The organism is Pseudolysinimonas kribbensis (genome assembly GCF_039531715.1).
Taxonomy (GTDB): domain Bacteria; phylum Actinomycetota; class Actinomycetes; order Actinomycetales; family Microbacteriaceae; genus Pseudolysinimonas; species Pseudolysinimonas kribbensis.
Genome location: NZ_BAAAQO010000003.1, coordinates 639,623 through 663,685, shown reverse-complemented (window position 1 = coordinate 663,685; position 24,063 = coordinate 639,623). Strand labels below are relative to the sequence as shown.

Annotated in this window: 17 protein-coding genes; 6 read left to right on the top strand and 11 right to left on the bottom strand. The window is 72.9% G+C overall.

Features of this window, described 5'->3' with window-relative positions:
• Positions 1 to 150: 150 nt before the first annotated feature.
• Positions 151 to 2,946: an FtsK/SpoIIIE domain-containing protein gene (locus tag ABD285_RS09805; RefSeq protein WP_344202295.1), complete on the bottom strand. Its 2,796-nt coding sequence runs from the start codon at positions 2,944 to 2,946 to the stop codon at positions 151 to 153.
• A gap of 138 nt (positions 2,947 to 3,084) precedes the next feature.
• Between ABD285_RS09805 and ABD285_RS09800 the strand changes: the two genes are divergently transcribed.
• A complete protein-coding gene (locus ABD285_RS09800) occupies positions 3,085 to 4,269 on the top strand; it encodes an MFS transporter (protein ID WP_344202292.1) in 1,185 nt (394 codons plus the stop codon).
• Positions 4,270 to 4,274: 5 nt separating this feature from the next.
• On the opposite strand, the gene ABD285_RS09795 is transcribed toward ABD285_RS09800, so the two are convergent.
• The 9 genes from ABD285_RS09795 to ABD285_RS09755 form a co-directional block, all read right to left on the bottom strand.
• Complete coding sequence (locus ABD285_RS09795; RefSeq protein ID WP_284252540.1) at positions 4,275 to 5,132, bottom strand: double zinc ribbon domain-containing protein; 858 nt, start codon at positions 5,130 to 5,132, stop codon at positions 4,275 to 4,277.
• Positions 5,129 to 7,465: a transglutaminaseTgpA domain-containing protein gene (locus tag ABD285_RS09790; RefSeq protein ID WP_344202287.1), complete on the bottom strand. Its 2,337-nt coding sequence runs from the start codon at positions 7,463 to 7,465 to the stop codon at positions 5,129 to 5,131. Before ABD285_RS09790 ends, ABD285_RS09795 begins: the two co-directional genes overlap by 4 nt.
• Positions 7,462 to 8,871 (bottom strand): DUF58 domain-containing protein, encoded by a 1,410-nt coding sequence (locus ABD285_RS09785; RefSeq protein ID WP_344202284.1) that lies wholly within the window; start codon positions 8,869 to 8,871, stop codon positions 7,462 to 7,464. The genes ABD285_RS09790 and ABD285_RS09785 overlap by 4 nt, the downstream gene beginning before the upstream one ends.
• The gene (locus ABD285_RS09780; RefSeq protein WP_284252551.1) at positions 8,868 to 9,857 is read right to left on the bottom strand and encodes an AAA family ATPase; all 990 of its coding nucleotides are present in this window, start codon (positions 9,855 to 9,857) and stop codon (positions 8,868 to 8,870) included. Before ABD285_RS09780 ends, ABD285_RS09785 begins: the two co-directional genes overlap by 4 nt.
• A gap of 13 nt (positions 9,858 to 9,870) precedes the next feature.
• Positions 9,871 to 15,771 carry an Ig-like domain-containing protein gene (locus ABD285_RS09775; protein ID WP_344202281.1) on the bottom strand — a complete coding sequence of 1,967 codons (5,901 nt, stop codon included), beginning with the start codon at positions 15,769 to 15,771 and terminating at the stop codon, positions 9,871 to 9,873.
• Positions 15,768 to 17,198, bottom strand: a complete 1,431-nt coding sequence (locus ABD285_RS09770; RefSeq protein ID WP_284252567.1) for a serine/threonine-protein kinase — start codon at positions 17,196 to 17,198, stop codon at positions 15,768 to 15,770. Before ABD285_RS09770 ends, ABD285_RS09775 begins: the two co-directional genes overlap by 4 nt.
• Positions 17,199 to 17,266: 68 nt before the next feature.
• The gene (locus ABD285_RS09765) at positions 17,267 to 18,073 is read right to left on the bottom strand and encodes a PP2C family protein-serine/threonine phosphatase (protein ID WP_344202278.1); all 807 of its coding nucleotides are present in this window, start codon (positions 18,071 to 18,073) and stop codon (positions 17,267 to 17,269) included.
• Complete coding sequence (locus ABD285_RS09760; protein WP_344202275.1) at positions 18,070 to 18,609, bottom strand: FHA domain-containing protein; 540 nt, start codon at positions 18,607 to 18,609, stop codon at positions 18,070 to 18,072. The genes ABD285_RS09765 and ABD285_RS09760 overlap by 4 nt, the downstream gene beginning before the upstream one ends.
• A gap of 24 nt (positions 18,610 to 18,633) precedes the next feature.
• On the bottom strand, positions 18,634 to 20,070 hold the full coding sequence (locus ABD285_RS09755) for a gamma-aminobutyraldehyde dehydrogenase (RefSeq protein WP_284252572.1): 1,437 nt from the start codon (positions 20,068 to 20,070) through the stop codon (positions 18,634 to 18,636).
• A 110-nt stretch (positions 20,071 to 20,180) separates the two neighbouring features.
• On the opposite strand from ABD285_RS09755, the gene ABD285_RS09750 reads away from it, so the two are divergent.
• From ABD285_RS09750 to ABD285_RS09740, 3 genes are all read left to right on the top strand, one after another.
• Positions 20,181 to 20,645, top strand: a complete 465-nt coding sequence (locus ABD285_RS09750) for an Lrp/AsnC family transcriptional regulator (RefSeq protein WP_284252574.1) — start codon at positions 20,181 to 20,183, stop codon at positions 20,643 to 20,645.
• Between the two features lie 37 nt (positions 20,646 to 20,682).
• Positions 20,683 to 21,252: a YceI family protein gene (locus ABD285_RS09745; RefSeq protein ID WP_284252576.1), complete on the top strand. Its 570-nt coding sequence runs from the start codon at positions 20,683 to 20,685 to the stop codon at positions 21,250 to 21,252.
• Between the two features lie 64 nt (positions 21,253 to 21,316).
• Positions 21,317 to 21,856: a TspO/MBR family protein gene (locus tag ABD285_RS09740; protein ID WP_284252578.1), complete on the top strand. Its 540-nt coding sequence runs from the start codon at positions 21,317 to 21,319 to the stop codon at positions 21,854 to 21,856.
• Positions 21,857 to 21,863: 7 nt separating this feature from the next.
• Here ABD285_RS09740 and ABD285_RS09735 read toward each other — a convergent pair whose 3' ends face one another.
• The gene (locus ABD285_RS09735) at positions 21,864 to 22,817 is read right to left on the bottom strand and encodes an aldo/keto reductase (RefSeq protein WP_344202270.1); all 954 of its coding nucleotides are present in this window, start codon (positions 22,815 to 22,817) and stop codon (positions 21,864 to 21,866) included.
• A gap of 113 nt (positions 22,818 to 22,930) precedes the next feature.
• Here ABD285_RS09735 and ABD285_RS09730 point away from each other — a divergent pair, with 113 nt between their 5' ends.
• Both ABD285_RS09730 and ABD285_RS09725 read left to right on the top strand, forming a co-directional pair.
• Entirely contained in the window at positions 22,931 to 23,473 is a 543-nt protein-coding gene (locus ABD285_RS09730; protein ID WP_284252580.1) for a methylated-DNA--[protein]-cysteine S-methyltransferase, read from the top strand.
• Positions 23,470 to 24,051, top strand: coding sequence for a DNA-3-methyladenine glycosylase I (locus tag ABD285_RS09725; RefSeq protein ID WP_344202265.1), 582 nt, complete (start codon positions 23,470 to 23,472; stop codon positions 24,049 to 24,051). Before ABD285_RS09730 ends, ABD285_RS09725 begins: the two co-directional genes overlap by 4 nt.
• The last annotated feature ends 12 nt before the right edge of the window (positions 24,052 to 24,063 follow it).

Sequence of the window (24,063 nt, the reverse complement as noted above, 5' to 3'; positions counted from 1 at the left end):
CCGAAGGGACCACCGGGGGTGCGAGTGACCACGGCGTGGCACGATCCTGGCACACGGCCCCGTTCACGGGAACGTCGCAAGGGCGATCGAGTGCATTCCGCAACATAGATTTCACGGAATCGGTGGCCCAAGGCCCGGAATGCTGCGGATTCATGTGCGCGTCGGAAGAAGCCCGCGGCGCACGACGCCTCCGTCGACCACCCAGCACTCCCCCGGACGCGAGCCGAGCGGCGGCGGCACGTCCCGCGCGCGCGTGAGGGCCCGCAGCTCGGCGGCCGAGCAGTCCACGACCGCGATGGGCAACTCGCGTCGCGCCCGGCCGAGCAGGCTCCAGTCGGCCTGCCAGGCATCCGGGTCGCCGAGCAGCACGTCGGGGGCCGCGCCGATCGCGTCCTCGTCGGGATCCGCGGCGCCGAGCAGCGCGACCCGCAGGCCCGCGGCCCTCAGCGCCGGCAGGAGGAGCGCCGGCCGGGACGCCACGATGGCCAGCTGCCGGCCCGCGGCCGGAGCCACGACGGGCAGTTCCGGTACCGCGGCCTCCGGCAGAGGCATCTCGCCCGGCCAGGCGACCTGGATCGCGGCACCGCGCCAGCGCCCCGCCCCGGGCGGCAGCGCGGGATCGAACTCCGCCCCGATCCCGCCGGCGAGCACGTGCTCCTCGCGCGAGGGCATCCGCAGCAGGAGCCGCGCACCGAACGACCCGACGAGCGGCTGCACGGTGCCGGCCGCCCGTTGCACCGAGGCGGCGACTCCGAGGCCGTGCGCCGAGCCCTCGCGCAGCACCCGGGCGATCAGGTCCGACAGCTCGTGCCGCTCGTCCGGACCGGCGCGCCCGAGGAGCAGATCGAGGTCGTCGATGACGAGCAGCCGCCGCTCCGAGCCCGGGCCGCGGCGCGGCACACGCAGCGCGCGATCGAGCACCCACCAGGCGTCCGCGACATCGCGGGGGACCACGATGGCGCCCGGCGCCGCCGCCAGCACCGCCAGGGCGGTCGTGCGTCCCGTGCCGGTCGCGCCCAGCACCAGGAGGTGACCGTGTGCGTCCGGCCGGTGGACGGCCACCGGCTGGCGCTGCTCGGCCGGAAGGTCGACGACGCCGAACGGGATCGCCTGGGAGGTGGCCGCACCGATCGAGTTGCGTGGCACGACGGCCGGGAGGGGATCGAGCCAGGGACGCGCGATCGCCGGCCGGTCCCGGAGCGGGACCGCCCGGCACGCCTGCTCCAGCTCGGCCGTCCCCGCGATCGCCACCTGGAACGGCCGGCTCACGCCGTCGTCGCCGAGCACCGCGCGCCCGCGCGACCCCGCGGGCAGGCGGGCCGCCCCGTCGTCGCCGAGGAGCGCGATGCTGTCGGCCCGGTCGGTCATCCGCAGGCCGACCCTGAGGGTGACGTTGGCCAGGACCCCGTCGCGGATGACCCCGGCCGGCCGCTGCGTGCACAGGATCAGGTGCAGTCCGAGCGATCGGCCGCGCGCCGCGAGATCGCCGAAGACCTCGTGCAGCTCCGGCTGGCCGGCGACCACGGCCGCGAACTCGTCGACCACGACCACCAGCCGCGCGAGCACGCCCGGCGCCACCTCCGCGATCGAGCGTGCGCCGACATCGGCGAGCAGGCGCTCGCGCCGCAGCAGCTCCGCCCGCAGACTCTCGATCGCCCGGCGGGTGAGCCGGGCATCGAGATCGCTCAGGATGCCGACCACGTGCGGCATCGCCGCGAGCGGCGCGAACGCGGCGCCGCCCTTGAAGTCGACGAGCAGGAATGTCACCTCCGCCGGGGTGCGACCGTGCGCCAGCGCGAGGACCCAGCTCACGAGCAGCTCGCTCTTGCCCGAACCCGTGGTGCCGCCCACGAGGGCATGCGGACCGTCGGCCACCAGATCGACGACGACGGCACCGCCCGCGTCGCGGCCGATCGAAGCGGTCAGCGAGCCCGGCGCCGGTGCACCGGCTCCCGCGAGCAGTTCCGCGAGTTCGACCCGATCGGGCAGGGCACGGGTCGCCGCGCCCAGGTGGTGTCGCGCGGCGGCCTCGGCGAGCACGGCCGCGGCGCCCGCGGCGGCCGGGCGGCTGACCGCCGACACCCGGCGCGCCGCGTCGAGCCGCACCACCGCACCGCACCCGGGCGGCAGGCCGGCCTCCTCCGACGCCCACGCGACGAGCACCTCTCGGCGCGCATCCCGCAGTTCGAACCTGCCCGGCTCCGAATCCACCCTCTCCTGCGGGAGCTCCCCGGTCCACGCCTCGCCGGCCGGGGCGGCCACGACGCCGTCGGGAGCGATGATCGACGCGACCTGCAGGACCAGCGCCCGGGCGGCGGCGGCGGCGAGCGGCCCGGGGCCGACGATGCCCACGCCGTCGACGGCATCGACGAGCACCGGCGCATCCGGCAGTTCGGCGGCGGCGCTCCGGAGCGCCGAGCGGACCGCGACGAGGTCCGGGGGAAGACGGTCGCGGGGGTCGGCGGCCGGGCCGGCATCGGCATCCCCGGTGGGATCGTCGCCCTCCAGGCGCACACCGGAGGCGACCGCCCCGCGTCCCACCCGTACGGGAACCGGCGCCCCCGGCTCCGCGGGCCGCACCCAGTGCTCCACCGCCCACCGCGCGATGGCCGGTCCCTCGGGCGGCACGAGCCCGGCGCGCCTCGCGCGCTCCGCGACGTGGCTCTCCTCGATCCGCTCCCCGGTCCGGGCGAGCGCCGCGGCGATCCGGGCGTGCTCGCGCCGTCGCCACCGCCGATGCCGACGACGCGCATCGACGAGCCCCCCGATCGCCACGATCGGTCCGAGCCCCGCGAACAGCAGGGAGAGCACGGAGTGCGTGAACGCCCAGATCGCCAGCGACATCGCCACCGGCGCGAGAGTCGCCACCAGGGGCACCCCGCCGCGCTCCGGCGGCGGTGCGGCGGAGGGGAGCGCGAGACGGACCGGGTCGACGGGTGGGAGCACGCGACCATCCCAGCCGCCCCCGCGCGCGCATCCGGCGCCGAATTCGCGGAGGTCGGATCGATCGCGCCGCGGACACGCGGTGGAGGAGGCGCACCGGGCGGCACGTCACCGTCGGCGGCCGACGGGAGAATGGCCATCATGAGCGCCGTCCCCTACGTATGGGTCGCGACCTCGCTGCGGCTGGCCAGCGCGGGCACGGCGGCGGCGTTCCCCGTGCTCGCCGTGCAGGAGCTGCACAGCCTCGCGCTCGGCGGCGCACTCGTGGCGGCATCGCTCGCGCCGAGCATCCTCGCCGCGCCGCTGGCAGGCGCCCTGCTCGACCGCAGCCGGCACCCCACCCGCCTCGTGCTGCTCTCCGGGGCCGTGACAGCGGCGGCTCTGGGCATCACCGCGCTGCTCGGCATGGTCCCGACCGTGCTCATCGTCGTCGGCCTCGTCGCGGCTGGCGTCACGACGCCGTTCTTCATGGGCGGCCTGTCGAGCTTCGTGTCGGATGCCGTCCCCGGCACCCCCGAGCGCGCGTTCGGCGTCGACGCGCTGACCTACAACATCGGCAGCGTGGCGGGCCCGGCGCTCGCGGCGGGCGTCATCGCGCTCGGTTCGGCCCGGGTCGCCACCGTCGTGCTGGCGGTCGTCGCGGCCGTGGGTGTCGCGGGGTGCGCGATCCTCCGGCTGCCGCCGCACCCCGAGCACCCGGGGCGCGCGGGGATGCTGCGCGAGATCGTGCGGGGATCGCGCTATCTCGCGACCCACCGCCCGATCGCCGCCGTGACGCTCTCGGGCGCGCTCAGCCAACTGGGCCAGGGCGCACTTCCGATCGCCGCCGTCGGCATCGCGCTCGTGGCGACCCGGGATGCGGGCGGGGCCGCCTGGGTCATCACGGGCTTCGCCGTCGGCGCCCTGGTCGGCTCGCTGGCCGTGACGGCCTGGCCCATCCGCCGCGTCCCCGCGGTCGTGGTGATGGCGGGCGCCTGGGGCATCACCGGCGTGCTCACGCTCGCCGCCGCGGTGCCGCTCGGCCTCCCCGTGGCGATCGCGCTCGTCTCCCTCTCCGGCGTCGCGACCGGTCCCGGGGTCACGGCGATGCTCCTACTCCGCACCCGGCACAGCCCCCGCGCCCTGCGCTCGCAGGTCTTCACCGTCGCGGCCGGCGTCCGCGCGACCGGCGCCGCTCTCGGCGCCGGTCTCGCCGGGCTGCTGCCCTCCGCTCAGGCGCCGCTGCTGCTCGTGCTGATCGGCCTGTGCTGGCTCGTCTCGGCGGGCGTGCTCGCCGGCTACCCCCGCCGCGCGAGCGTCGCGGAGGCCGCCGGTACCGCGGTCTGAGCGCGTCAGCTCACGACGAAGAACTGCTCGCCGATGTCGACGCGCGTGCCGCGCGCGATGAAGTAGCGCTTGCCGGGGTCGCAGCGCTGCGGGTCGGCATCCGGCTGGCGGACCACGGAGCCGTTCGTCGAGAAGCGGTCGCTCACCCAGAACCGGCCGCTCTCCTGGCCGAACTCGAGGTGCGTCTTCGAGACCGACTTCGTCGGGTCGAACACCGCCACGAACTGGTCGACCACCTCGCCCGGCTCTGCGTTCGGATTGCGCCCGATCAGGCCCTGGCCCCGCACCGTCACGTTCTCCCCGGTGCTGAACTGGAGCACGAACCGCTCACCCGCGAACGGATCGGCCACCAGCCGGGTCGCCTCGATGTCCTCGATCGGCGTGGTCGCGCGGCCCCACGGGAAGGGATCCGGCCGCGGCGCGCGCTCGATGCTGAGCTCGAGGTCGGGCTCGAGGGCGGGGATCACGTCGGTCGCGCCCGTGTCGAGGGCGCCCGCCCCGGGAACGGCCGCGGCCGGCTCCGGCTCCGGCTTCGGCTGCGCCTCGAACTCGGGCTCGATCGGCACATCGTCGATAGGCGGCGGCCCGGCCGGCGGCGCGGGCGCGACGCGGCGCAGCACGAAGCCGCACTCGCCGCAGAAGACCTCGTCGTCCTCGACGGACGCTCCGCACTGCGGACAGCTCGCGCCCACGTGCGCGGGGCCGACGTGATCGGCGGGATCGTCGGAGGCGTCGTCGGCGGAGCTGAACGCGAGCGGCATGGGACCGATCCCGCCGGGCGTGGATGCCCCGACCGCGCGACCGCACTCCCCGCAGAACAGGGCGTCGCGCGGGAGCTCGGTGGCGCAGAACCGGCAGTTCACCGCGCCTCCTCGCGTCGGGCTCCGCCCGGCCGGAGGAGATCCCGAACATGATAACGAGCGAACGAACGCACCGAGACGAGCGCCCACAGCCGGCGCCGGCGGGTGAGCCCGTCGTCGAGCGAGGCGCGCAGCTCGGCCACGGCATCCCACACCCTGTCCGCCTCGCGCTCGTCGCTCTCGTCGGGCGCGAACACGGCGCGATCGGCGACGGCCGCGAGCACACCCGCCGGCAGCACGCCCACGACGCCCGCGACCTCCGATCGCGTGGAGGCCGGGGGCGGGTCGTAGCCGTGATCGACCACGGCGTCCGCGAACTCGTCCCAGCCGCCGCGGATGCGCTCCAGCGGTGTCCGGGCGGTGCGCCGCGCCCGTCGGCGGCGCACCTTCGCGACCACGACGAGCGCGAACGGTGCGAGCAGCACCGCGACGATCGCGAGCGCCCACCCGCCGATCCGGAGCACCTGGAGCAGGAGCAGGAGCGCGGCGCTCGGCCCGTCGGGCGTGTCGGTGCTCGTATCCGGCGTCGTCTGACCCTGCTCCTGGTCGACCTTGTCCGGCGGCGGCGGCACGATCGACTCGGGTCGCGCGACCTTGTCGGGGTCCTGCGGCTTCTGCTGCGGGATGGGGCGCACCGGCGGCACCGGGTCGAGGGCGACCCAGCCGTACTGCGCCGTGTCGATCTCGATCCAGGCCGTGACATCGGCGCCCGTCAGCGTGACCGTGCCGCCGTCCTGGTTCTGCGGGGCGAAGCCGAAGACGACGCGGGCCGGGAACCCGAGCTGACGGGCCATGAGCGCGCCGGCCACGGCGTACTGCTCGGCGTCGCCGATCATCTGCGGATCCGTGAACAGCTCCGAGATGCGGTCCGCGGCATGGCCGGAGCGGCTCGGCGGCTCGTCGCCGGCGAGGCCGTGGCTGATGTACCCCTCGCGGCGCAGGCCGTCGATCGCGGCGAGCAGGCGCGACCCCGCCGTGGTCTTGCCCTGCACGTACTGGTCGAGGTGCACGACGAGCTCGTCGGGCATGAGCCCGATCCGCGGCACCTGCGCCGACCCCGGGGTGGCCCTGCCCAGCTGCGAGGTCGTCGGCTGCTCGGGGAGCACGCCGGTGAGGTCATAGCTGTCGCCCGCGCGCAGGTCGTGCAGGTCGGCGGCGGTGCCGGTCGTCGCGTTGAAGAAGAAGTCGTCGTCGAGGGCGGCCGCGCGGGCTCCCGTGAAGTCGATCGCCGCCATGTCGCCCACGGTCGGCACCCACACACCCGTGTAGTCGCCCACCGTGACCCGCACATCGACCGTGCGCCCCCTCTCGTGCGAGCGGTCGACGGACTGCGGCACCCGCACGAACGTGCCGGAGGCCGCGTCGACCGCGTCGCTGCCGACGGCGTAGACGATCCCGTCGTAGCTGTCGAGCGTGGCGACCCGCACGCGGGCGTCGCGCGGCAGCCCCTGCACCTTCAGCTGGGTGGCATCCACCTGTCCCTGGCGCAGATAGTGCCGCATGCCCGACAGGGGACTCGGGTAGTTCCGCGGGTCGAACGGCTGCTGCAGGCTCGATCGGAGCACCTGACGGTCTCCGGATGGCGGCAGGGCGACCGCCGCGCCCACCGAACCGGCACCCGCGAGCGCCAGGATCACGGCTCCGGCGAGGGCGGCTCGCGCCGTGAATCCGCGATCCCCCGCCGTCTCGAGGGGGCGGCCCTCGGCATCCGGCGCGGCCTGCGCGAGCGACCGGATCGCGCCCCGGCGGCGCACGCGTCGGCGCCACACCAGCCACAGCAGCAGCGCGACCAGCAGCGTGAGCGTGAGCGGGACCGGCCACGGCACGCGCTCCGGGCCGAGCGCGATGCCCGCGACGAACAGCAGGACCGGCGGGACGGCGCCGAGCTCCCCGAATCGCGTGCGCAGCGCGATCGTCACCGACGTCACGGTCGCGGCGAGCACGAGCACGAGAGCGGGCACCAGGAGCGCCTGGTAGGCGCCGACGGGCGTGTCGATGGTGAGCAGCTGCTTCCAGCCGAGGGCGAGCGCGACGAGCAGCTGACGCAGCCCCTCGGCACTCGGCAGCACCGTCGCGATCGCCGCGCCCGGGATCGCGAGGGGCACGCCGCTCAGCAGCAGCACCACGAGGCTCGCGAGCACGACGACGTACGACGGCCAGCGCAGCCGCGCCCCGAGCACCGCCACGGCCGAGCCGAGCAGGAGCGTCACGAGCACGAGGATCACGTACCGGCTGCTCGCGTAGACCGGCCAGAGCGCCGCGGAGGCCAGTCCGATCGCGAGCCATGCGAAGAACAGGTTCGCCGCGACGAACGAGCCGGTCAGCCGGTGCGTCATGCCACCGCCGCCGTGCGCTGCAGGGCGACCCGCAGATCGTCGAGGTACCCGATCGTGAGCACGCTGAGCCCGGCGACGCGGCGAAGACCGGGGGTGGCATCCGGATCGCACACGATCGCGACCACCCCGACGCCGGCGGGGAACGAGTGCGACGCCGCCCGCAGCGACTGCGGGCTCGGCGTCGAGCCGCAGACCAGGAACGCGACCGAGATGCCCTCGACCTCCTCGGCCGCGGCGCGGGCGAGGTCGCGGATGCCGATGGCGTTCTGCGCGGGATCGACGAGCGCGAGGTCGTCGAGCAGGCGCGCCGGCACGTGGGTCTGCAGCGACCGGACGGCGAGCGTCTTGTGCTTGGCGTACTCGGGCGTGAGGGCGCTCACGACGACCGACACGGTGCGTCCGTCGCGGATCGCGCGCACGCCCAGGCTGCCGGCCACGCTCACCGCGAGCTCGAACTCCTCGCCGGTGGCGAAGTCGGCGGCAGCGAGGCTCAGCGCCACGACCAGGTGACTGCGGCGGGTCTGCTCGAACTGCCGCACCATCCAGGTGCCGGCCTTGGCGGTGGACTTCCAGTGGATGAAGCGCCGCTCGTCGCCGGTCTGGAACTCCCGGAGCGAATGGAACGACACGTCGCTGGACGTGAGATCGGCGGTCGGGGTGCCCTCGAGGTCGCGGATCAGCCCGGTCGACGTCGACGGCACCGAGATCGTGTGCGGGTGCACGACCAGCTCGGCGCGGTCGGTCCAGACCACCTCGCGCCGCACCAGTCCGATCGGGTCGGCGCGCACGGTGCGCACCGGGCCGATCGGCACGAGGCCGCGGCGCTGGGTCGGGATGGCGAACTCGTGCGCGAACCGCCCGCCCGCCTTCAGCGCCGGCATCGCGATCTCGGCCAGGCCCGCCCCGACCGGCACCTCGACCTTCACCCCGGCGATCCGGCGAGAGGCGGGATTCGTGAGGTGCACGACGCCGGTCGCCGGATCGCCGACGACGACGCGCTTGTGCACGAGTGCGAGCTCGACACGGAACGGCGACCGGCCGATGAGGTAGAGCCCGGCCACGGCGGCGAGCACCACACCCGCCCACGCGACCGCGACGAGCTCGAGCCAGCCGAGCCCGTACCCGAAGCCGAACGCGAGCGGGATGACGGCCAGCATGACCCACCCGAGCGGGGTGACGACCGCGGCCACTCGCGCGAACACCACCGCGATCACCCGGCGCAACGTCGAGGCCACCTGCGCGGCCGACACCACGGCGTCGGCGAGCACCCCCTGCCGCGCGCCCACCAGGCGCGTGCGCGTGTTGGTGAGGCCGGCGGTCCCGGTGCGCGTCAGCGTGTCGGAGCGCGGCCGGGACGTGCCCTCCCGCCCCGGGCGGCCGTCCTGCGCGGGCGCGGGAGCGCTCACACGGCTTGCCGATCGCTCGGCGGGGCCGTCTCGAGCAGCAGCTGCGACACGATGCTCGAGGCGGTGACGCCGTCGAACTCGGCCTCCGGGTCGAGCACCAGCCGGTGCGCGAGCACGGGCTCGGCGAGCGCCTTCACGTCGTCGGGCACCACGTAGTGCCGGCCGCTCGCGGCGGCGAGCGTCTTGGCGGCGCGCAGCAGCGCGAGCGCGCCGCGCACACTGACGCCGAGGCGCACCTCGGTCACCGAGCGGGTGGCGTCCACCAGTCGGGAGACGTAGTCGTTGACGCTCGGATCGACGTGCACGGTGCGCGCCTGCCGCGCCATGTCGAGCACCGTCGCCGCCGTGATGACGGCCGCGACCTCGGTCTCGTGCGCCTTGACCCCGGCGCCCTCCAGGATGCGCAGCGTCGAGGCGTGGTCGGGGTAGCCGATCGACGCCTTCAGCAGGAAGCGGTCGAGCTGCGCCTCGGGCAGGCGGTAGGTGCCCGCCTGCTCGATCGGGTTCTGCGTCGCGATCACGAGGAACGGCGGGTCGACGGGGTGCGTGATGCCGTCGACCGTGACGCGGCCCTCCTCCATGACCTCGAGGAGCGCCGCCTGGGTCTTGGGCGAGGCGCGGTTGATCTCGTCCGCGAGCAGGATGTTCGAGAAGACCGGACCGCGGTGGAAGTCGAACTGCCCCGAACGCTGGTCGTACACGCTGACACCGGTGATGTCGCCCGGCAGCAGGTCGGGGGTGAACTGGATGCGGTTGCTGGTGCCCGCCACGGACTGCGCGATCGCGCGCGCGAGCGAGGTCTTGCCCGTGCCGGGGAAGTCCTCGAGCAGGAGGTGGCCCTCGCTCAGCAGGGCGACGAACCCGAGGCGGACCACGAACGTCTTGCCGAGCAGCACCTGCTCGACGTTCGCCACGAGGCGCGCGAACGTCTCCTGGAAGGCCGAGGCCTGCTCCGCCGTCATCGTGGCCTGAGGGGTCATGGTCATCGGGAGGTGTTCCTCATCCTGGGTAGTCGGCCGGGTCGTACTCGCGCACGTAAGTCTGCCCGCCGTTGGCGGTGATCCGGACCTTGAGCGGGCTCATGCGGAGAATCCCGCTGGCGTCGCAGCTGGCGTTGGCGACGAGCGGCGTCCAGGTCGCTCCGTTGTCGCAGGTGACGTCCATCGCCGGGTAGCTGCCGGTCGGGATCGAGCCCCAGCTCCAGGTGCCGCCGAGCCCGCCGCTCCTCGCGGCGACGAGGCTGCCGAGCTGGCCGTTGTCGATCGGCTCGGGCAGCGCGAAGGTCCGCGACCAGTCGCTGCAGAGGCCGGGGAACGGGATCTCCTGCCAGATGTCGCAGGCCTTCAGCTGGAAGCCGACGTCGGGATGCCCGTAGGCGGAGGGGTCGCTCAGCACGTCGCCGAGGCCCGCCGACCTCACCTCTCCCGGCACGCCGTTCACGACGATCCGGTACTGGAAGTCCGCGTTGCCGCTCGGCGCGGCGGATGCCAGCGTCGCATCCCAGTGCCCGGCCCCGTTCGGCACCGGCGCGCCGGCGCTCGCGCTCGTCACGACCGGCGGGATCGCCCGCGGCACCACCTGATTCGAGGCGATCCCCGTGCAGCCCTGGTGGTTCCACGCGAAGATCCACACCGTGTAGGTGGTGTTCGGGGCGAGTCCCCCGAACGTCGCCGACGATGTGTCGGGCCCGTACCGGGTGAACCCGGCCGGGGGCACGACGCTCCCCGAGCCGGCGTCGACGCCGGTGACCGAGCACACCGGCTGCGCACCGCTCGTGATGAGCCCGAAGTAGTCGGTGATGGCGGCCCCGTTGGCGGCGAACGCCGACGACCAGCTCGCGGTGGCCGTCGTGCCCGTGGTCACGGAGGCCGACGCCGACACCGAGCCCACGGCCAGCGGAGGACCGGCCGGGATGCCGGTGCCGTCCGCCTCGTTCCAGGTCGCGAGGCTGTTCGGTGCGCTGTTGCGGGCGCTGATCGAGAACGCCGTGACCGCGCCGTTCGTGATCGACGCGCCCTGGACATTGCGCGCGTAGGCCGTGCCGGCGGGGTCCGAGGCGGCGACGCCCACGGTCACCACGACGCCGCCCACCGTCACGACGTACTGCGTGATGGGACTGCCGCCGCTCGTGACGGGCTTGGTCCAGGTCACCCGCAGGCCGCCGTCGAGGGGCTTCGCCCCCGGGTTGTCCGGTGGCGGCGGGATGATGTCCGACCAGATCGATCCGGCCATCGTCTTCGCGGTGGAGGGCCCGATCGCGTTCACCGCGACGACCGAGATCGTGACGGCGTTGGCGGGCCCGTTGCCCGGCGTCGTCACCGCGCACCCCACCGTGGTCGTGCAGTTCGTCGTGGAGTCCACGGCGCCGGTGGACGGGTCGCTCAGCGTGACCACGTACCCGGTGATCGGGGAGTTGTTGAAGACCCCGGGCGTCCAGCCGATCTTGAGCAGTCGATCGCCGAACTCCGTCACCCGCACGTCCGAGACCGGGTCGGGAACGTCCTGCACCGAGATCGTCACCGTGCCCCAGACCTCGCGCGACGGGTCGCCGGTCGCATCGGCGACCTCGTACTGCAGGGTCGCGTCGCCCGGCTCGGCGCTGGCGTCGACGTTCACCGCCAACCGGGATCGTGTGCTGTTCGGGGTGATCGTGACGCCCGCCGGCAGCGACGCCCCGTCGAGGCCCCGGATGTCGACCACCCGCAGCGGTGTCTCGGGGAACGGGTTGTTGGCCTCGTCGTTCGCGAGCACGTCGACCGTCGTCGTGCTGCCGCGCCGGGCGACCGCGCGATCCGGCACGGGCTGGGCGAGCGGTCGCGTGGAGGGCACCACCTGCAGCGTGATGAGCCCGGACTGACCGTCGTTCACCGCGTCGCGCACGCCGATGCTCACCGTCTCGGACTTGCCGGTCGGCACGTCGTCGTCCGCCTTGACGGTCAGCCGCTGGCCGTTCAGGGTGACGCGGAAGTCGGCAGGCTTCGGATCGAGCACGGTGTACGCGAGCTCGTTCACGTCGGGATACGGGTAGTTCGTGAGCTTGACGAGGTCGAGCTCCTTGGCCTGCCCGGGCTCGAAGTCCACGACATTGCCGACGAAGTCCGGCGGCTGGTTGTCGCGGGGATTGACCTTGATGGGAAGGGTGAGGATCGCCGTGCGGCCGGCCCCCCCGTTGACCGAGCTGCCGTCGGTGACCTCGAACGTGATCGACGCCGGACCGAAGTAACGCGCCGCCGAGGTGTAGTGCAGCGTGTGCGCGTCGGCGACCAGGTCGTCGCCGTTGTCGTGGGTCGCCTTCACCGTGGCATCGTCGGTGATCCGCACGCCCCGGTCGGCCAGCGTGACGACGTAGTCGTCCAGGTCGATCGTGAGCGTCTGCTCGCTCTTGACGACGAGCGGCGGCGCCTTCGTGTTCAGCTGCGGCAGCGCGTCGTCGGTGCCGGGCACCCGGATGAACCCGTACGACCGGATGCTCGAGTCGTCGGGGTGGGTCACGGAGAACGGGATGATCTGGCTCTTCGCCCCCACCTTCACCCGGATGTCGCCCCCGGGTTGCACCTCGGCGCCGCCGGCGTAGCCGGGCAGCAACCCGACCGTGAGCGACGACACCGGACCGTCGGCGAAGAACACGTTGTCGAGCACCGCGACGTCGAGGCTCGTGCGGTCGATGACGTCGCTCACCGTGAGCACCGTGTCCTGGACCACGGGGTACGCGAGCGGCGCCTTGGGGTCGACGGTCACGGTCACGAAGTTGGAGCTCGTGCCGCCGTACTCGTTCTGGATCGTGTAGACCGCCGCGTAGGTGCCGGGCGTCTTCGGCGGGGTGAGCTGCACGATCCGCCCCCCGACGACCCGGGCCTTGGTGCCCGGCGTGTTCGCCTTCACCCCGGTCACGGTCAGCGGGCTGCCATCGGGATCGGAGTCGTTCGCGAGCACCTGCACCGAGATCGTGCGGCCCGGCCGCGCCTGGACGCGATCGGGGTTGGCCACCGGATTGCGCGCGCCGGCGAGCGGGGCGCTGATGCCGATCCGGATGGTGCCGGTCGCGCGTGCACCGAGCGCGTCGACGACGGTGTACTGGAAGGTGTCGGTTCCCGAGGAGTACGGGCCGGCCTGGTATTCGATGTCGGCGGCGCCGACGGCGAGCACGGAGCCCTTCTGCGGATTGCTCGCGACCCCGATCAGCGACACCGAGTCGCCGTCCGGGTCGATGCCGCTCAGCGGGATCGGCACCTTGATCGAGTCGCCTCCCGCGAGCGCGCGCGCCACGACGCGCCGGGGTACCGGCGGGTTGTTGGTGGAGGCGTTCACCTCGCGCACCGAGATCGAGACGGTCGCCTCGGCGGTCTGCCCGTCGGGTCCGGCGATCGAGTAGATCGCCGAGTAGTTGCCCGCGGTCCGCGGCGCGAGGTAGCGCAGCACCGCGCCCGACGCGAACAGCAGACCGCCTCCGGCCGAGAGCGGCTGCGCGAGCTTCGGCACCAGCGTGATGGGCTTGCCGTCGGGCTGGGAGTCGTTGTCGAGCACCGGGATGTCGATGGTGTCGCCCACGCGCACGGTCACCTGGTCGTCGACGGCCACCGGCGGCTGCAGCTCGGTCGGCTCCGGGATCTCGACGACCGAGATCGTGCCGAGCGAGTCGGCCAGCCCGTTGCTGATGCGGTAGTTGAAGCCCACCGTCGTGCTGTCGAGCGGCCGGGTGAGCGTGACCCGGACCTCGTGCTGATCGAGCACCTCGGCCTCGACCGATCCGTTGACCGGCACGTTCTCCAAGCCGGTCACGACGAGCACCCCGCCCGCCGGGTCGATGTCGGTCGACGTGGGATCGATCGTCTGGCTGGACAGTGCGGGCACGAAGATCGTCTTGGGCACCGTGATCGGCTTGCTGTCGGCATCCGGTGAGGCGACGACGATGCGCACGAGTCCGGAGGCGACGTGCGTGCCGTCGGTGACCGTGAAGTCGACGTAGTGCGTGCCGACCTGGTCGCTCGAGAAGCTGAACGTGCCGTCGGCGAAGTTCGGGGTGATCGTCGCACCCGACTTCGCCGGCACCGCATTGAGCCGGATCGTGCCGTCGCCGCCGCGCACGTGATCGAGCGGGTTGAGCGTGAGGGGCACGCCGGCCGTCGCGGGTGCCGCCCAGTCCTCCACCGTGATCGGCACCTGGCCCGGCGGCTTGACGGTGACCGAGAGGCTGCCGCCGCCCTGGGCCCGTCCGTCCGACATCGTGAGGGTGACCGACTTGGCGTTCGAGCCGGCGTCGCCGTCCGAGAAGGTGACGACGCCCTCGGGCGTGTGGGTCACGAGATCGCCGCTGGTCGAGACCGCGTCGACGAGGTAGAAGGGGTCGCCGTCGGGATCGACCCAGTCGGCCATCACCTGGGTCGAGATTCGGCCGCCCTGCTCCACCGTCGTCTTGGTGGTGCGCACCTGCTGCGGCGGCGAGTTCTCGCTCGGCGTGCGGACGGCGACCTGCACCGTCGCCGCCGCCGTGCCGCCGCGACCGTCGGAGATCGTGTACCCGAAGTCGATCGTGCCGGACGCCGTGGGCGGCAGGGTGATCTGCAGCTCCTGGTCGCTGTTGATGAGGTCGATGCGGCCCCGAGCGGGATCGAGCTGGTCGAAGGAGTCGATGACCAGCACGTCGCCGTTCGGGTCGTAGTCGTTCAGCAGCACGGGCAGCACGCTCGAACGACCCGGTCGGGCCCCGAACGAGTCGTCGACGGCGACCGGCGGCTTCTGCTGGGGGTCGACGTCGGGCGGCACGTCCTGGTCGTTCTGCTTCTGCTGCTGCTGATCGTCCTTCGTGATCAGGTCGCTCCAGTTGTCGATCAGCTGCCCGCCGTGCTGCACCGCCCAGGACGCACCGCCGCGGGCGTCGTTGAGCACGACCCGTTCCGTGTTCACCAGGAACGACAGCGCCGCCGAGCCGACCATGCCGGGCAGGCGCAGCTCGGACGCGGCGGCGGTGCCGCAGCGCCGCCATCCCGCGCCGGAGCTCCACGCGGCGTAGACGCACTGCCCGAGCACGAGCGGGGCGGCCGGCGTTCCCGAGCGGTTGGAGACCAGCCGGATCGGCGCCCCGCCGTCCAGCGGCACGGAGACGAGCCCCTGATCGCTCGCGATCAGCACGCGGTCGGCCGCCGGTCCCGGCTGCTGCAGGACGGGGTCGGAGGCGCTCGGCAGCAGCCCTGAGAGGTCGACCGTGCGGCCCTGCAGCTGGAGCACGCGCGCCCCGGCATCGAGCACGGCCCACTGCCGGCCCACCGAGGTCGTCTGGTAGGTCGACCCCTTGGCCAGGGTCGCGCGCCACTGGTCGTCGACGACATCCGAGGTCGCGGCGTCGACGCGGAAGACCTTGCCGGTCGAGGGCGCGTACGCGATGAGGGTGCCGTCCGGCCCGGTCGAGATGACCGAGTGCGCACCGAGGTCGAGGGTCGCGGGCCCGGTCGCGTCGAACGACGGCAGCTGATCCTCGTCGACCAGCCAGAGCTGGCCGGTGCCGCCCTCGTAGATCGCGACCCGGTCGCCGACGACCGCGACCTGCGGCTGCTGCGGCGGCAGCGCGATCGGCTGCCCGGCGGTCGAGGTGGCCGGATCGACGATCGAGACGGTCGCGTCGGCCCGGTCCACCAGCAGCACCTCGTCACCGGCCTGGGCCACGCTGAGCTGCGCGCCCTTGCTGTGGACGACCGAGTTCAGCTCGAGCACGGCCGGATTCGCACGGCCGATGACCTGGTCGTGCCCATTCGCGACCCACACCGACCCGTCGCCGAGGTCGAGCTTCTGCGCCGTGTAGCCCGTCGAGACGATCGCGAGGGTCGCGACGACCGCCGCGACCGCCGTGCCGATCGCCGCGGTGGCGACGACCGACTTGTGGGCGGCGATCCAGCGGCCGATCATCCGGCATCCACGTCCAGGCACTTCTGGGCACTCGGATCACCGGTCTTGCCGTCGCGGTTGACCGTCACCGTGATGCACACCGTCTCACCCGGCGATGCGGTCACGACGAAGCGTGCCGAGGGCTGCGTGGCCGGGGCGTCGGTGCCGGTCGCGACCTGGTAGACGTCACCGTCCTGCAGTCCGGGGTCGGGCCAGGTGAACACGACCGAGTTGCCCTGCTGCCGCGCCTCGATGTTCGACACGACGGGGATCTCGTGCGACGCGGCCCCCACGCGCAGCAGCACGGCGAGCGTGATGGCGCCGAGCACGACGACGAGCGCGGCGGCGCCGACGAGCACCCACGTGGTCCGCTGCATGAGGCGCCAGGGCGAGGCGCCCGTGAGGCGCTTCGGCGAGCTCGCGTCATGGACCGTGCGCACCGCGGCCGGCGCCGCCGGGCTCGCGGGAGCCGCCGCCCGCCGCCGACGTCGCGCGGGCGCGGCATCCCGGCCGTTCGCGAGCGACCGCAGCCGGGTGCGGTCCTCCAGGTCCGAGACGGTGCCGAGCGCCCAGTCGTCGGTCGCGACCTCGATCGGCGTCTGCGCCAGCCCGAGCTCGGTCTCGATCTGCTGCAGCTCGCGCACGAACTCGAGCGCGCTCGCCGGCCGCTGCTCCGGACGGCGCGACATCGTGCGACGCAGCAGCTCCTCGAGGCTCGCGGGCACATCCGCACGTCCGATGGGCTGCGGCTTGGCCCGCGCGATCCGCGACATGAGGTCGCTCGAGGAGTTCGAGCCGCCCGGCACCTCGAACGGCGAGCGCCCGGCGAGCAGGGAGTACACGGTGGCGCCGAGGGCCCACACCTCGCTCGCGACGCTGCCGCCGGTCTCGTCGAGCAGCACCTCGGGCGCCGACCACGGGATCGAGAGCCCGACGGAGTCCTCCTCGCGCACCGCGGCGATCGTGGACGCGATCCCGAAGTCGGAGAGCACCGGATGCCCGTACGCCGTGAGCAGGATGTTGGAGGGCTTGATGTCGCGGTGCAGCACGCTCGCCCGATGGGCGGTCTCGACGGCGCTGCCGATCCGGACGGCGATGCGCAGCACCTCGGCGACCGGGATCCGTTCGCGCCGGTAGCGCTCGCTGAGCGAGGCCGAGCACAGCTCCATGACGAGATACGGACGGCCGTCGCCGGAGACGCCCGCCTGGTACACCGTGAGGATCGAGGGGTGCGCGCTGAGCTGGGCCATGAGGTTGGCCTCGGCCTGGAACATCTGCCGCACCTGGTCGTTGACCAGCTCGCTCAGCATGACCTTGACCGCGACCTGGCGCCGGGGCATGTTCTGCTCGTAGAGGAAGACGTCGGCGAAGCCGCCCGAGCCGAGCACGTGCACGAAGGAGAAGCCGGGCAGGACAGGGGGCTGCGAGGGCAGACGACGGGCCACCATTCCCCTCTCCCAAGCGCCGAAACGCCCCATTCTAGGCAGAGGCCCCTGGGTTCCCCGGTCGCGTCCCCCTAACGGGGGGAAGGCGTGTCGAGGGTGTCGCGGACGGCCAGCACGTCGACGATGACGACCGTCACGTTGTCGCGTCCGCCGGCCGCGAGCGCGGCGTCGACCAGTGCCGCGGCCGTCTCCCCCGGCGGCATCCCGGCGGCGAGGTGCAGCCGGATGCGGTCGTCGCCGATCTCCTTCGTCAGACCGTCCGAGCACAGCAGCAGCCGCAGCCCGGCGTGCGCGGGCACCGCCCACACGTCGGGGTCCGGATCGTCGTGGAACCCGATCGCGCGCGTGATGACGTTGGCCTCGGGATGGTGCTCCGCGTCGCGTCGCTCGATCATGCCGGCGTCGACGAGCTCCTGCACGACCGAGTGGTCGACGGTGAGCTGGGCGAGCTCGTTGTTCTCGAAGCGGTAGACCCGGCTGTCGCCGATGTTGAACACCGCGAAGACGGGCTCGCCGTCGTCGACCACGAGGGCCGCACCGGTGAGGGTCGTGCCGACGCCCGCCGGCATCCCGTCGCCCAGGGTGTCGATGTCGTGCGCGGCCTCGACGATCGCGGCCTCGAGGCGGGCCAGGTCGAGGAACGCCGCCCCGCGCTCGCGCCCGAGCCGTTCGACGACGATCGCGCTGGCCCGATCGCCCGCCGAATGCCCGCCCATGCCGTCGGCGATCGCGAAGATCGGGAAGCCGATGACGGCGCTGTCCTCGTTCGCCTGTCGCTTGTGCCCGGTGTCGGTGCGGGCCGCCCAGGCCAGCACGAGCTCGCCGCGGTCGGGCAACGGGATGTGGCGTTCGCGCCGGTCGCGCCCGACGATCGTCATCCCAGCACCTCGATCACGTTGCCGTCGCCGAGGTCGAGGTGGGTGCCGGCGGTGATCACCGACGACTCCCCGCGCAGCAGGGTGCGCGCCGGCACGCCGGGCGCCTTCACGACGGTGCCGTTGGTCGAGAGCATGTCGCGCACGACGACGGTGCCGCCGACGGCGCTGAGGGCCAGATGCGTGGACGACACCTCCCGGCGCGGGGACGGCACGGCGACGAGCTGCGGGATGCCGGATGCCGGCACGCGCGGCAGCGTCGGGCTCCTCCCGACGTACACGGTGCCGCCCTCGATCTCCACGACGCCGCCGTCCGGCATGCGCACGCGGGGAGCCCCGCGCGGGGCGGGCGCCTCGGCCGGGGCGAGCACTGCGGGGGGCGGGCTCGGGACGGGCACGGGCGCGGCGGGCGCGGGACGCCCCGCCGTCAGGATCGTGTCGTCCAGATCGGGGCCCGCCGAGGGCGCGACGATCACCGGCGCGCGCAGGACGGTCTCGTCATCCAGCGCCGTCGGATCCTCGACGTGGTCGGGTGCCACGGGCCGAGGCTACTCCGCGCCGCGTCATTCCCCGATGAAGCTCATGACGTGCTTGATGCGCGTGTAGTCCTCGAAGCCGTACATCGAGAGGTCCTTGCCGTACCCGGAGTGCTTGAACCCGCCGTGCGGCATCTCCGCGACGAGGGGGATGTGGGTGTTGATCCAGACGCAGCCGAAGTCCAGTCGCTTGGCGAAGCGCATCGCGCGGCCGTGGTCCCTGGTCCACACGCTCGACGAGAGGCCGTATTTCACGCCGTTGGCCCAGGCCAGCGCCGTCGCCTCGTCGGCGAACGGCTGCACCGTGATGACGGGGCCGAAGATCTCGTTCTGGATCGCGTCGTCGGTCTGGGCGAGGCCGGTCACGACGGTCGGCTCGATGAAGTACCCGGCGGACCCCTGGCGCTCGCCACCGGTCTCCACGTGGGCGTTCGAGGGCAGCGCGTCGATCACGCCGAGCACGCGCTCGAACTGGCTCGCATTGTTGACGGGTCCGTAGAACGTGCCGGCATCGCGCGGGTCGCCCGTCGTGACGTTCTCCCCGACCCACCGCACGAGCTCGGCGACGAACGCGTCGTGCACCCGCTCGTGCACGAGCACCCGGGTCGCGGCCGTGCAGTCCTGGCCGGCGTTGAAGTAGCCGGCGGTGGCGATCCCCTCGACGGCTTTCGGGATGTCCGCGTCGTCGAACACGATCACGGGCGCCTTCCCGCCGAGCTCCAGGTGCACGCGCTTGACGTCGAGCGCGGCCGTCCCGGCGACCTCCATGCCGGCGCGCAGCGAGCCGGTGATCGAGACCATCTGCGGGATCGGGTGCTCGATCATCCGCTGTCCGGTGGTGCGGTCGCCCGTGATGACGTTGAGCACGCCCTTCGGCAGGAACTCCGCGGCGATCTCGGCGAGCAGCAGCGTCGACTGCGGCGTCGTGTCGGAGGGCTTCAGCACCGTCGTGTTGCCGGCCGCGATGGCGGGCGCGACCTTCCACACCGCCATGTTGAGCGGATAGTTCCAGGGGGTGACCTGGCCGATGACGCCGACCGGCTCACGGCGGATGAAGCTCGTGTGGTCGGCCATGTACTCGCCGGCGCTGCGACCCTCGAGCACGCGGGCCGCCCCCGCGAAGAACCGGATCTGGTCGACCGACAGCAGGATCTCGTCCTCCACGAGGGTCGTCCGCGGCTTGCCCGTGTCCTGGGACTCGAGGTCGGCGAACTCGTCGGCGCGCTTCTCCATCTCGTCGGCGATGCGGAACAGAGCGAGCTGACGCTCGGCCGGCGTCGTCTCGCCCCACGTCTCGAACGCGGCCGCCGCCGCGCGGTAGGCCGTGTCGACGTCCGCGGCGCTCGACACGGGCGAGGTGGCGTACGTCTTCTCGGTCGCCGGGTCGATCACGTCGAACCCGGCGTCGCCCGTCGCGGCCACGTAGGCGCCGTCGATGAAGTTCCTGAGGGTGGGGTCGGCCATGCACCGAGCGTAACGAGCGCTTCCCACTGGGTGAAGGGGCACGGGCTGCGGATCCGCTTGTCGCGCCCGGAGTCGGCTGACAGAATCGGTGGACTGTGCAGAATTGGAAGATGGCGACCCGCAAGCCCGTGACCCTCGACGACGTCTCCAAGGGGATCATCGAGCAGCTGCAGCAGGACGGCCGCCGCTCGTACGCGGAGATCGGCAAGAAGGTCGGGCTGAGCGAGGCCGCCGTGCGCCAGCGGGTGCAGCGCCTGCAGGAGTCCGGGGTGCTGCAGATCGTCGGGGTCACCGACCCCATGCAGCTGGGCTTCTACCGGCAGGCGATGATCGGCATCCGGGTCGCGGGCGACACGACGCGGGTCGCCGAGGAACTGGGACGGCTCGCGGCCGTCGACTACGTCGTGCTCACCGCGGGCAGCTTCGACATCCTCGTCGAGGTCGTGTGCGAGAACGACGACGACCTCATCGAACTGCTCAACTCGCGCATCCGCGGCATCGAGGGGGTGCAGTCCACGGAGACGTTCGTCTACCTGCGGCTGCACAAGCAGTACTACAACTGGGGCACCCGCTGACGGGAATACCCGACAGCTCTATGCGCTTGCATGGAGCATGAGTGACACGTCAACGACCACGGCCGCCCTGCATCCCGACTACCGCGTCGGCACCTGGAAGCTCGATCCGGTGCATTCCGAGCTCTCCTTCACGGTGCGCCACCTCAAGGTGACCAAGGTGCGCGGCACCTTCGACTCCTTCGACGTGACGATCGTGACCGCCGCCGATCCCGCGGAGTCCACCATCGAGGCCGTCGTCGACGTGGCATCGGTCAACACCAAGCAGGAGTACCGCGACAACCACCTCCGCTCGAGCGACTTCTTCCTGGTCGAGCAGCACCCGCACATGACCTTCCGCTCGACCGGCTTCGACATCGACGGCGACGACTTCACCGTCACGGGCGAGCTGACGCTGCGCGGCGTCACCCAGCCGGTCACCCTGACCGGCGAGTTCGGCGGCGTCGTCGTGACCGACGACGGCACGGTCAAGGCCGGCGCCAGCGCGACCGCGAAGATCAACCGCCACGACTTCGGCGTCAGCTGGAACGCGGCCCTCGAGGCCGGCGGCATGACCCTCGGCGACGACGTGTCCATCTCGATGGAACTGCAGGTCGTCCTGCAGAAGTGACCCGTTTCTGACAGCCGGCTGGCGGCCTCCCGACCGAGGTCGCCGGCCGGCGTAGCGTCGTGGGATGTCGACGGATGCGGCATCCCGGCCCTCCCGCTCCCCCACGCTGGCGCGGTCGATCGTCGCCCTCGTCGCGTTCCTGGTGATCGCCTCTGCGGTCGCGGCCCTCGGCGCCACCACCACGATCCGTGAGGTCGACGGCTGGTACGCCGGCGCCGCGAGAGCGTCCTGGAGCCCGCCGAACGCCGTCTTCGGCCCCGTCTGGACCGTGCTGTACGCCCTCATGTCGATCGCCGCGTGGCTGATCTGGCGCAGCACGCCGGCCGATCCGCGCCGCCGGCGCACGGCGCTGGGGCTCTACGTGGGCCAGCTCGTGCTGAACGCGCTCTGGACCCCCGTCTTCTTCGGCCTGTATCCCGCCGTCGGCGCCGCCGGCTGGTGGATCGCGCTCGCCATCATCGTGGCGCTGGACGTGCTCGTGCTCATCACGACGATCCGGTTCTGGGCGGTGCGCCGGATCGCTGCCGTGCTGCTGATCCCGTACGGGGCCTGGGTGCTCTACGCCACCACCCTCAACGCGGCCGTGATCGTGCTCAACCGCTGATCGCGGGTCAGGTCGGGGGGAAGAGGCCGGAGATCGTCGCGATCTCCTCGGGAGACGGCACCCAGGCGGTCGCGGCCGCCGCGTTCGCACGCACCTGGTCGGGCCTCGTCGCACCGGCGATGACGCTCGAGAGCGCCGGCTGGGCGAGCAGCCAGCCGAACGTCGCCTCGAGCATCGTGATGCCCCGCTCGGCGCAGAACGCCTCGTAGGCCTCGATCGCGTCCCACGGCGCGTTCTCGTGCACGTGCGGACGCTGCCGGGCGATCCGGCTGTCGGCGGGGCGTTCCGTGCGCGAGAACTTGCCCGTGAACAGCCCGTTGGCGAGCGGGAAGAACGGCAGGAAGCCGAGTCCGGCCTCCCGGGCGGCCGGGAGGACATCGCGCTCGACCGAACGGCTCAGCAGGTTGTACTCGTTCTGCGCGCTCACGAAGCGGGCGATTCCGAGCCGGCCGGCTGCCGTCTCGGCCGCAGCGATCTGGTCGGCATCGAAGTTCGAGTTGCCGATCGCGATCACCTTGCCCTCCACGACGAGCTCGTCGAGCGCGCCGAGAGTCTCCTCGATCGGCACCGACGGGTCGGGGGTGTGCTGCTGGTAGAGGTCGATGCGGTCGGTGCCGAGCCGCCGGAGCGATCCCTCGACGGCGGCACGGATGTAGGCGAGTGATCCCTTGGCGCCCTCGATCGGGCTCGGTGCGCCCGTATGCCCGAACTTCGTGGCGATGACCATGTCGTCGCGGCGGCCCCGGATCGCCGCGCCGAGGCGGGTCTCGCTGAGACCGTAGTCGGCGCCGTAGATGTCCGCCGTGTCGAAGAACGTGATGCCCGCCTCGAGGGCGGCGGCGACCACGGCGTCGGTGCCCTCCTGCCCGAACGTGGCCGTATCGGGACGGCCGAAGTTGTTGCATCCGAGGCCCGCGACCGAGACGGCGAAGGGGGCGGAACCGAGGGGACGAGCATCCACCCGTCCAGCCTAGGGCGGGCGTTACTCCACCCCACGCGTCCGGCGGATCGGCTCTCCACGCGATGTCCGATTCCCGCGAGGAGATGTCGGGGGGCGCGGCTACTGTCGTGCACATGACGAACGACGGATCCCTGCACCTGCGTCGGATCGACTCCCCCATCGGCCGCATTGAGGTCGTCAGCGACGGGCGCGCGATCACCTCTCTCGCGATCGAGCACGCCGGCTCGCTGCCGCACGACGAGGAGGCCGAGCACGGCGACGCGGTCCTCGATCGCGCCGCCGACCAGCTGGCCGAGTACTTCGCGGGCGACCGGCACGACTTCGATGTCCCCGTGGAACTGGCCGGCACCGCCTTCCAGCTCGCGGTGTGGGAACAGCTCGTGCAGTTGCAGTGGGGAGAGGTGATCTCCTACGGCGAGCTCGGCCACGCCACCGGCAGGCCCACGGCCGGCCGGGCCGTGGGCGGCGCCGTCGGGGCCAATCCCGTGCCGATCATCGTGCCGTGTCACCGCGTGCTCGGCGTCTCGGGCCGCATCACGGGCTACAGCGGCGGCGAGGGCATCCCGACCAAGTCGTGGCTGCTCGAGCACGAGGGCATCGCGCACACGGTGCCGGCCGACACCACGGCCGTCCAGCTCGATCTCCCGGCCGCGTGAGCGTCATCGTCGGCGCGGACGGCCGGGCGCGCTGCGGGTGGGCCGGATCGGCCCCCGAGTACCTCCGCTACCACGACGACGAGTGGGGCACCGTCTTGCACGGCGACCGCGAGCTGTTCGAGCGGATGAGCCTGGAGGGGTTCCAGGCCGGGCTGTCGTGGATCACCATCCTGCGCCGCCGCGACACGTTCCGGGCCGCGTTCGCGGGCTTCGACATCGACGCGGTGGCGGCGTTCGACGATGCCGACGTCGCGCGGCTGATGGCGGATCCCGGCATCATCCGCAACGCCGCCAAGGTCGACGCGACGATCTCCAACGCGCGCGTCGCCGCGGAGCTCGTGCGTGAGGCGCCCGGGGCGCTCGACGCATTGCTGTGGAGCTTCGCGCCGCCGGCTCGCACGGTCGCGCCCCGCGCCGGCGAGATCCCGGCGACCACGCCCGAGTCGGTCGCGCTCAGCAAGGAGCTCAAGAAGCGCGGGTTCCGGTTCGTCGGACCGACGACGATCTACGCGCTCATGCAGGCGACGGGCATGGTCGACGACCACGCGCAGGGGTGCTGGCGGGCGGCCGGCGCCTGACCCACCCGGTCG

What these genes read in the sequence shown, in the direction of transcription:
- ABD285_RS09800 (WP_344202292.1), top strand. Translation starts at nt 3,085, where the DNA reads ATGAGCGCCGTCCCCTACGTATGGGTCGCGACCTCGCTGCGGCTGGCC.
- ABD285_RS09790 (WP_344202287.1), bottom strand. Translation starts at nt 7,465, where the DNA reads ATGACGCACCGGCTGACCGGCTCGTTCGTCGCGGCGAACCTGTTCTTC.
- ABD285_RS09780 (WP_284252551.1), bottom strand. Translation starts at nt 9,857, where the DNA reads ATGACCATGACCCCTCAGGCCACGATGACGGCGGAGCAGGCCTCGGCC.
- ABD285_RS09775 (WP_344202281.1), bottom strand. Translation starts at nt 15,771, where the DNA reads ATGATCGGCCGCTGGATCGCCGCCCACAAGTCGGTCGTCGCCACCGCG.
- ABD285_RS09770 (WP_284252567.1), bottom strand. Translation starts at nt 17,198, where the DNA reads ATGGTGGCCCGTCGTCTGCCCTCGCAGCCCCCTGTCCTGCCCGGCTTC.
- ABD285_RS09765 (WP_344202278.1), bottom strand. Translation starts at nt 18,073, where the DNA reads ATGACGATCGTCGGGCGCGACCGGCGCGAACGCCACATCCCGTTGCCC.
- ABD285_RS09755 (WP_284252572.1), bottom strand. Translation starts at nt 20,070, where the DNA reads ATGGCCGACCCCACCCTCAGGAACTTCATCGACGGCGCCTACGTGGCC.
- ABD285_RS09750 (WP_284252574.1), top strand. Translation starts at nt 20,181, where the DNA reads ATGGCGACCCGCAAGCCCGTGACCCTCGACGACGTCTCCAAGGGGATC.
- ABD285_RS09745 (WP_284252576.1), top strand. Translation starts at nt 20,683, where the DNA reads ATGAGTGACACGTCAACGACCACGGCCGCCCTGCATCCCGACTACCGC.
- ABD285_RS09740 (WP_284252578.1), top strand. Translation starts at nt 21,317, where the DNA reads ATGTCGACGGATGCGGCATCCCGGCCCTCCCGCTCCCCCACGCTGGCG.
- ABD285_RS09730 (WP_284252580.1), top strand. Translation starts at nt 22,931, where the DNA reads ATGACGAACGACGGATCCCTGCACCTGCGTCGGATCGACTCCCCCATC.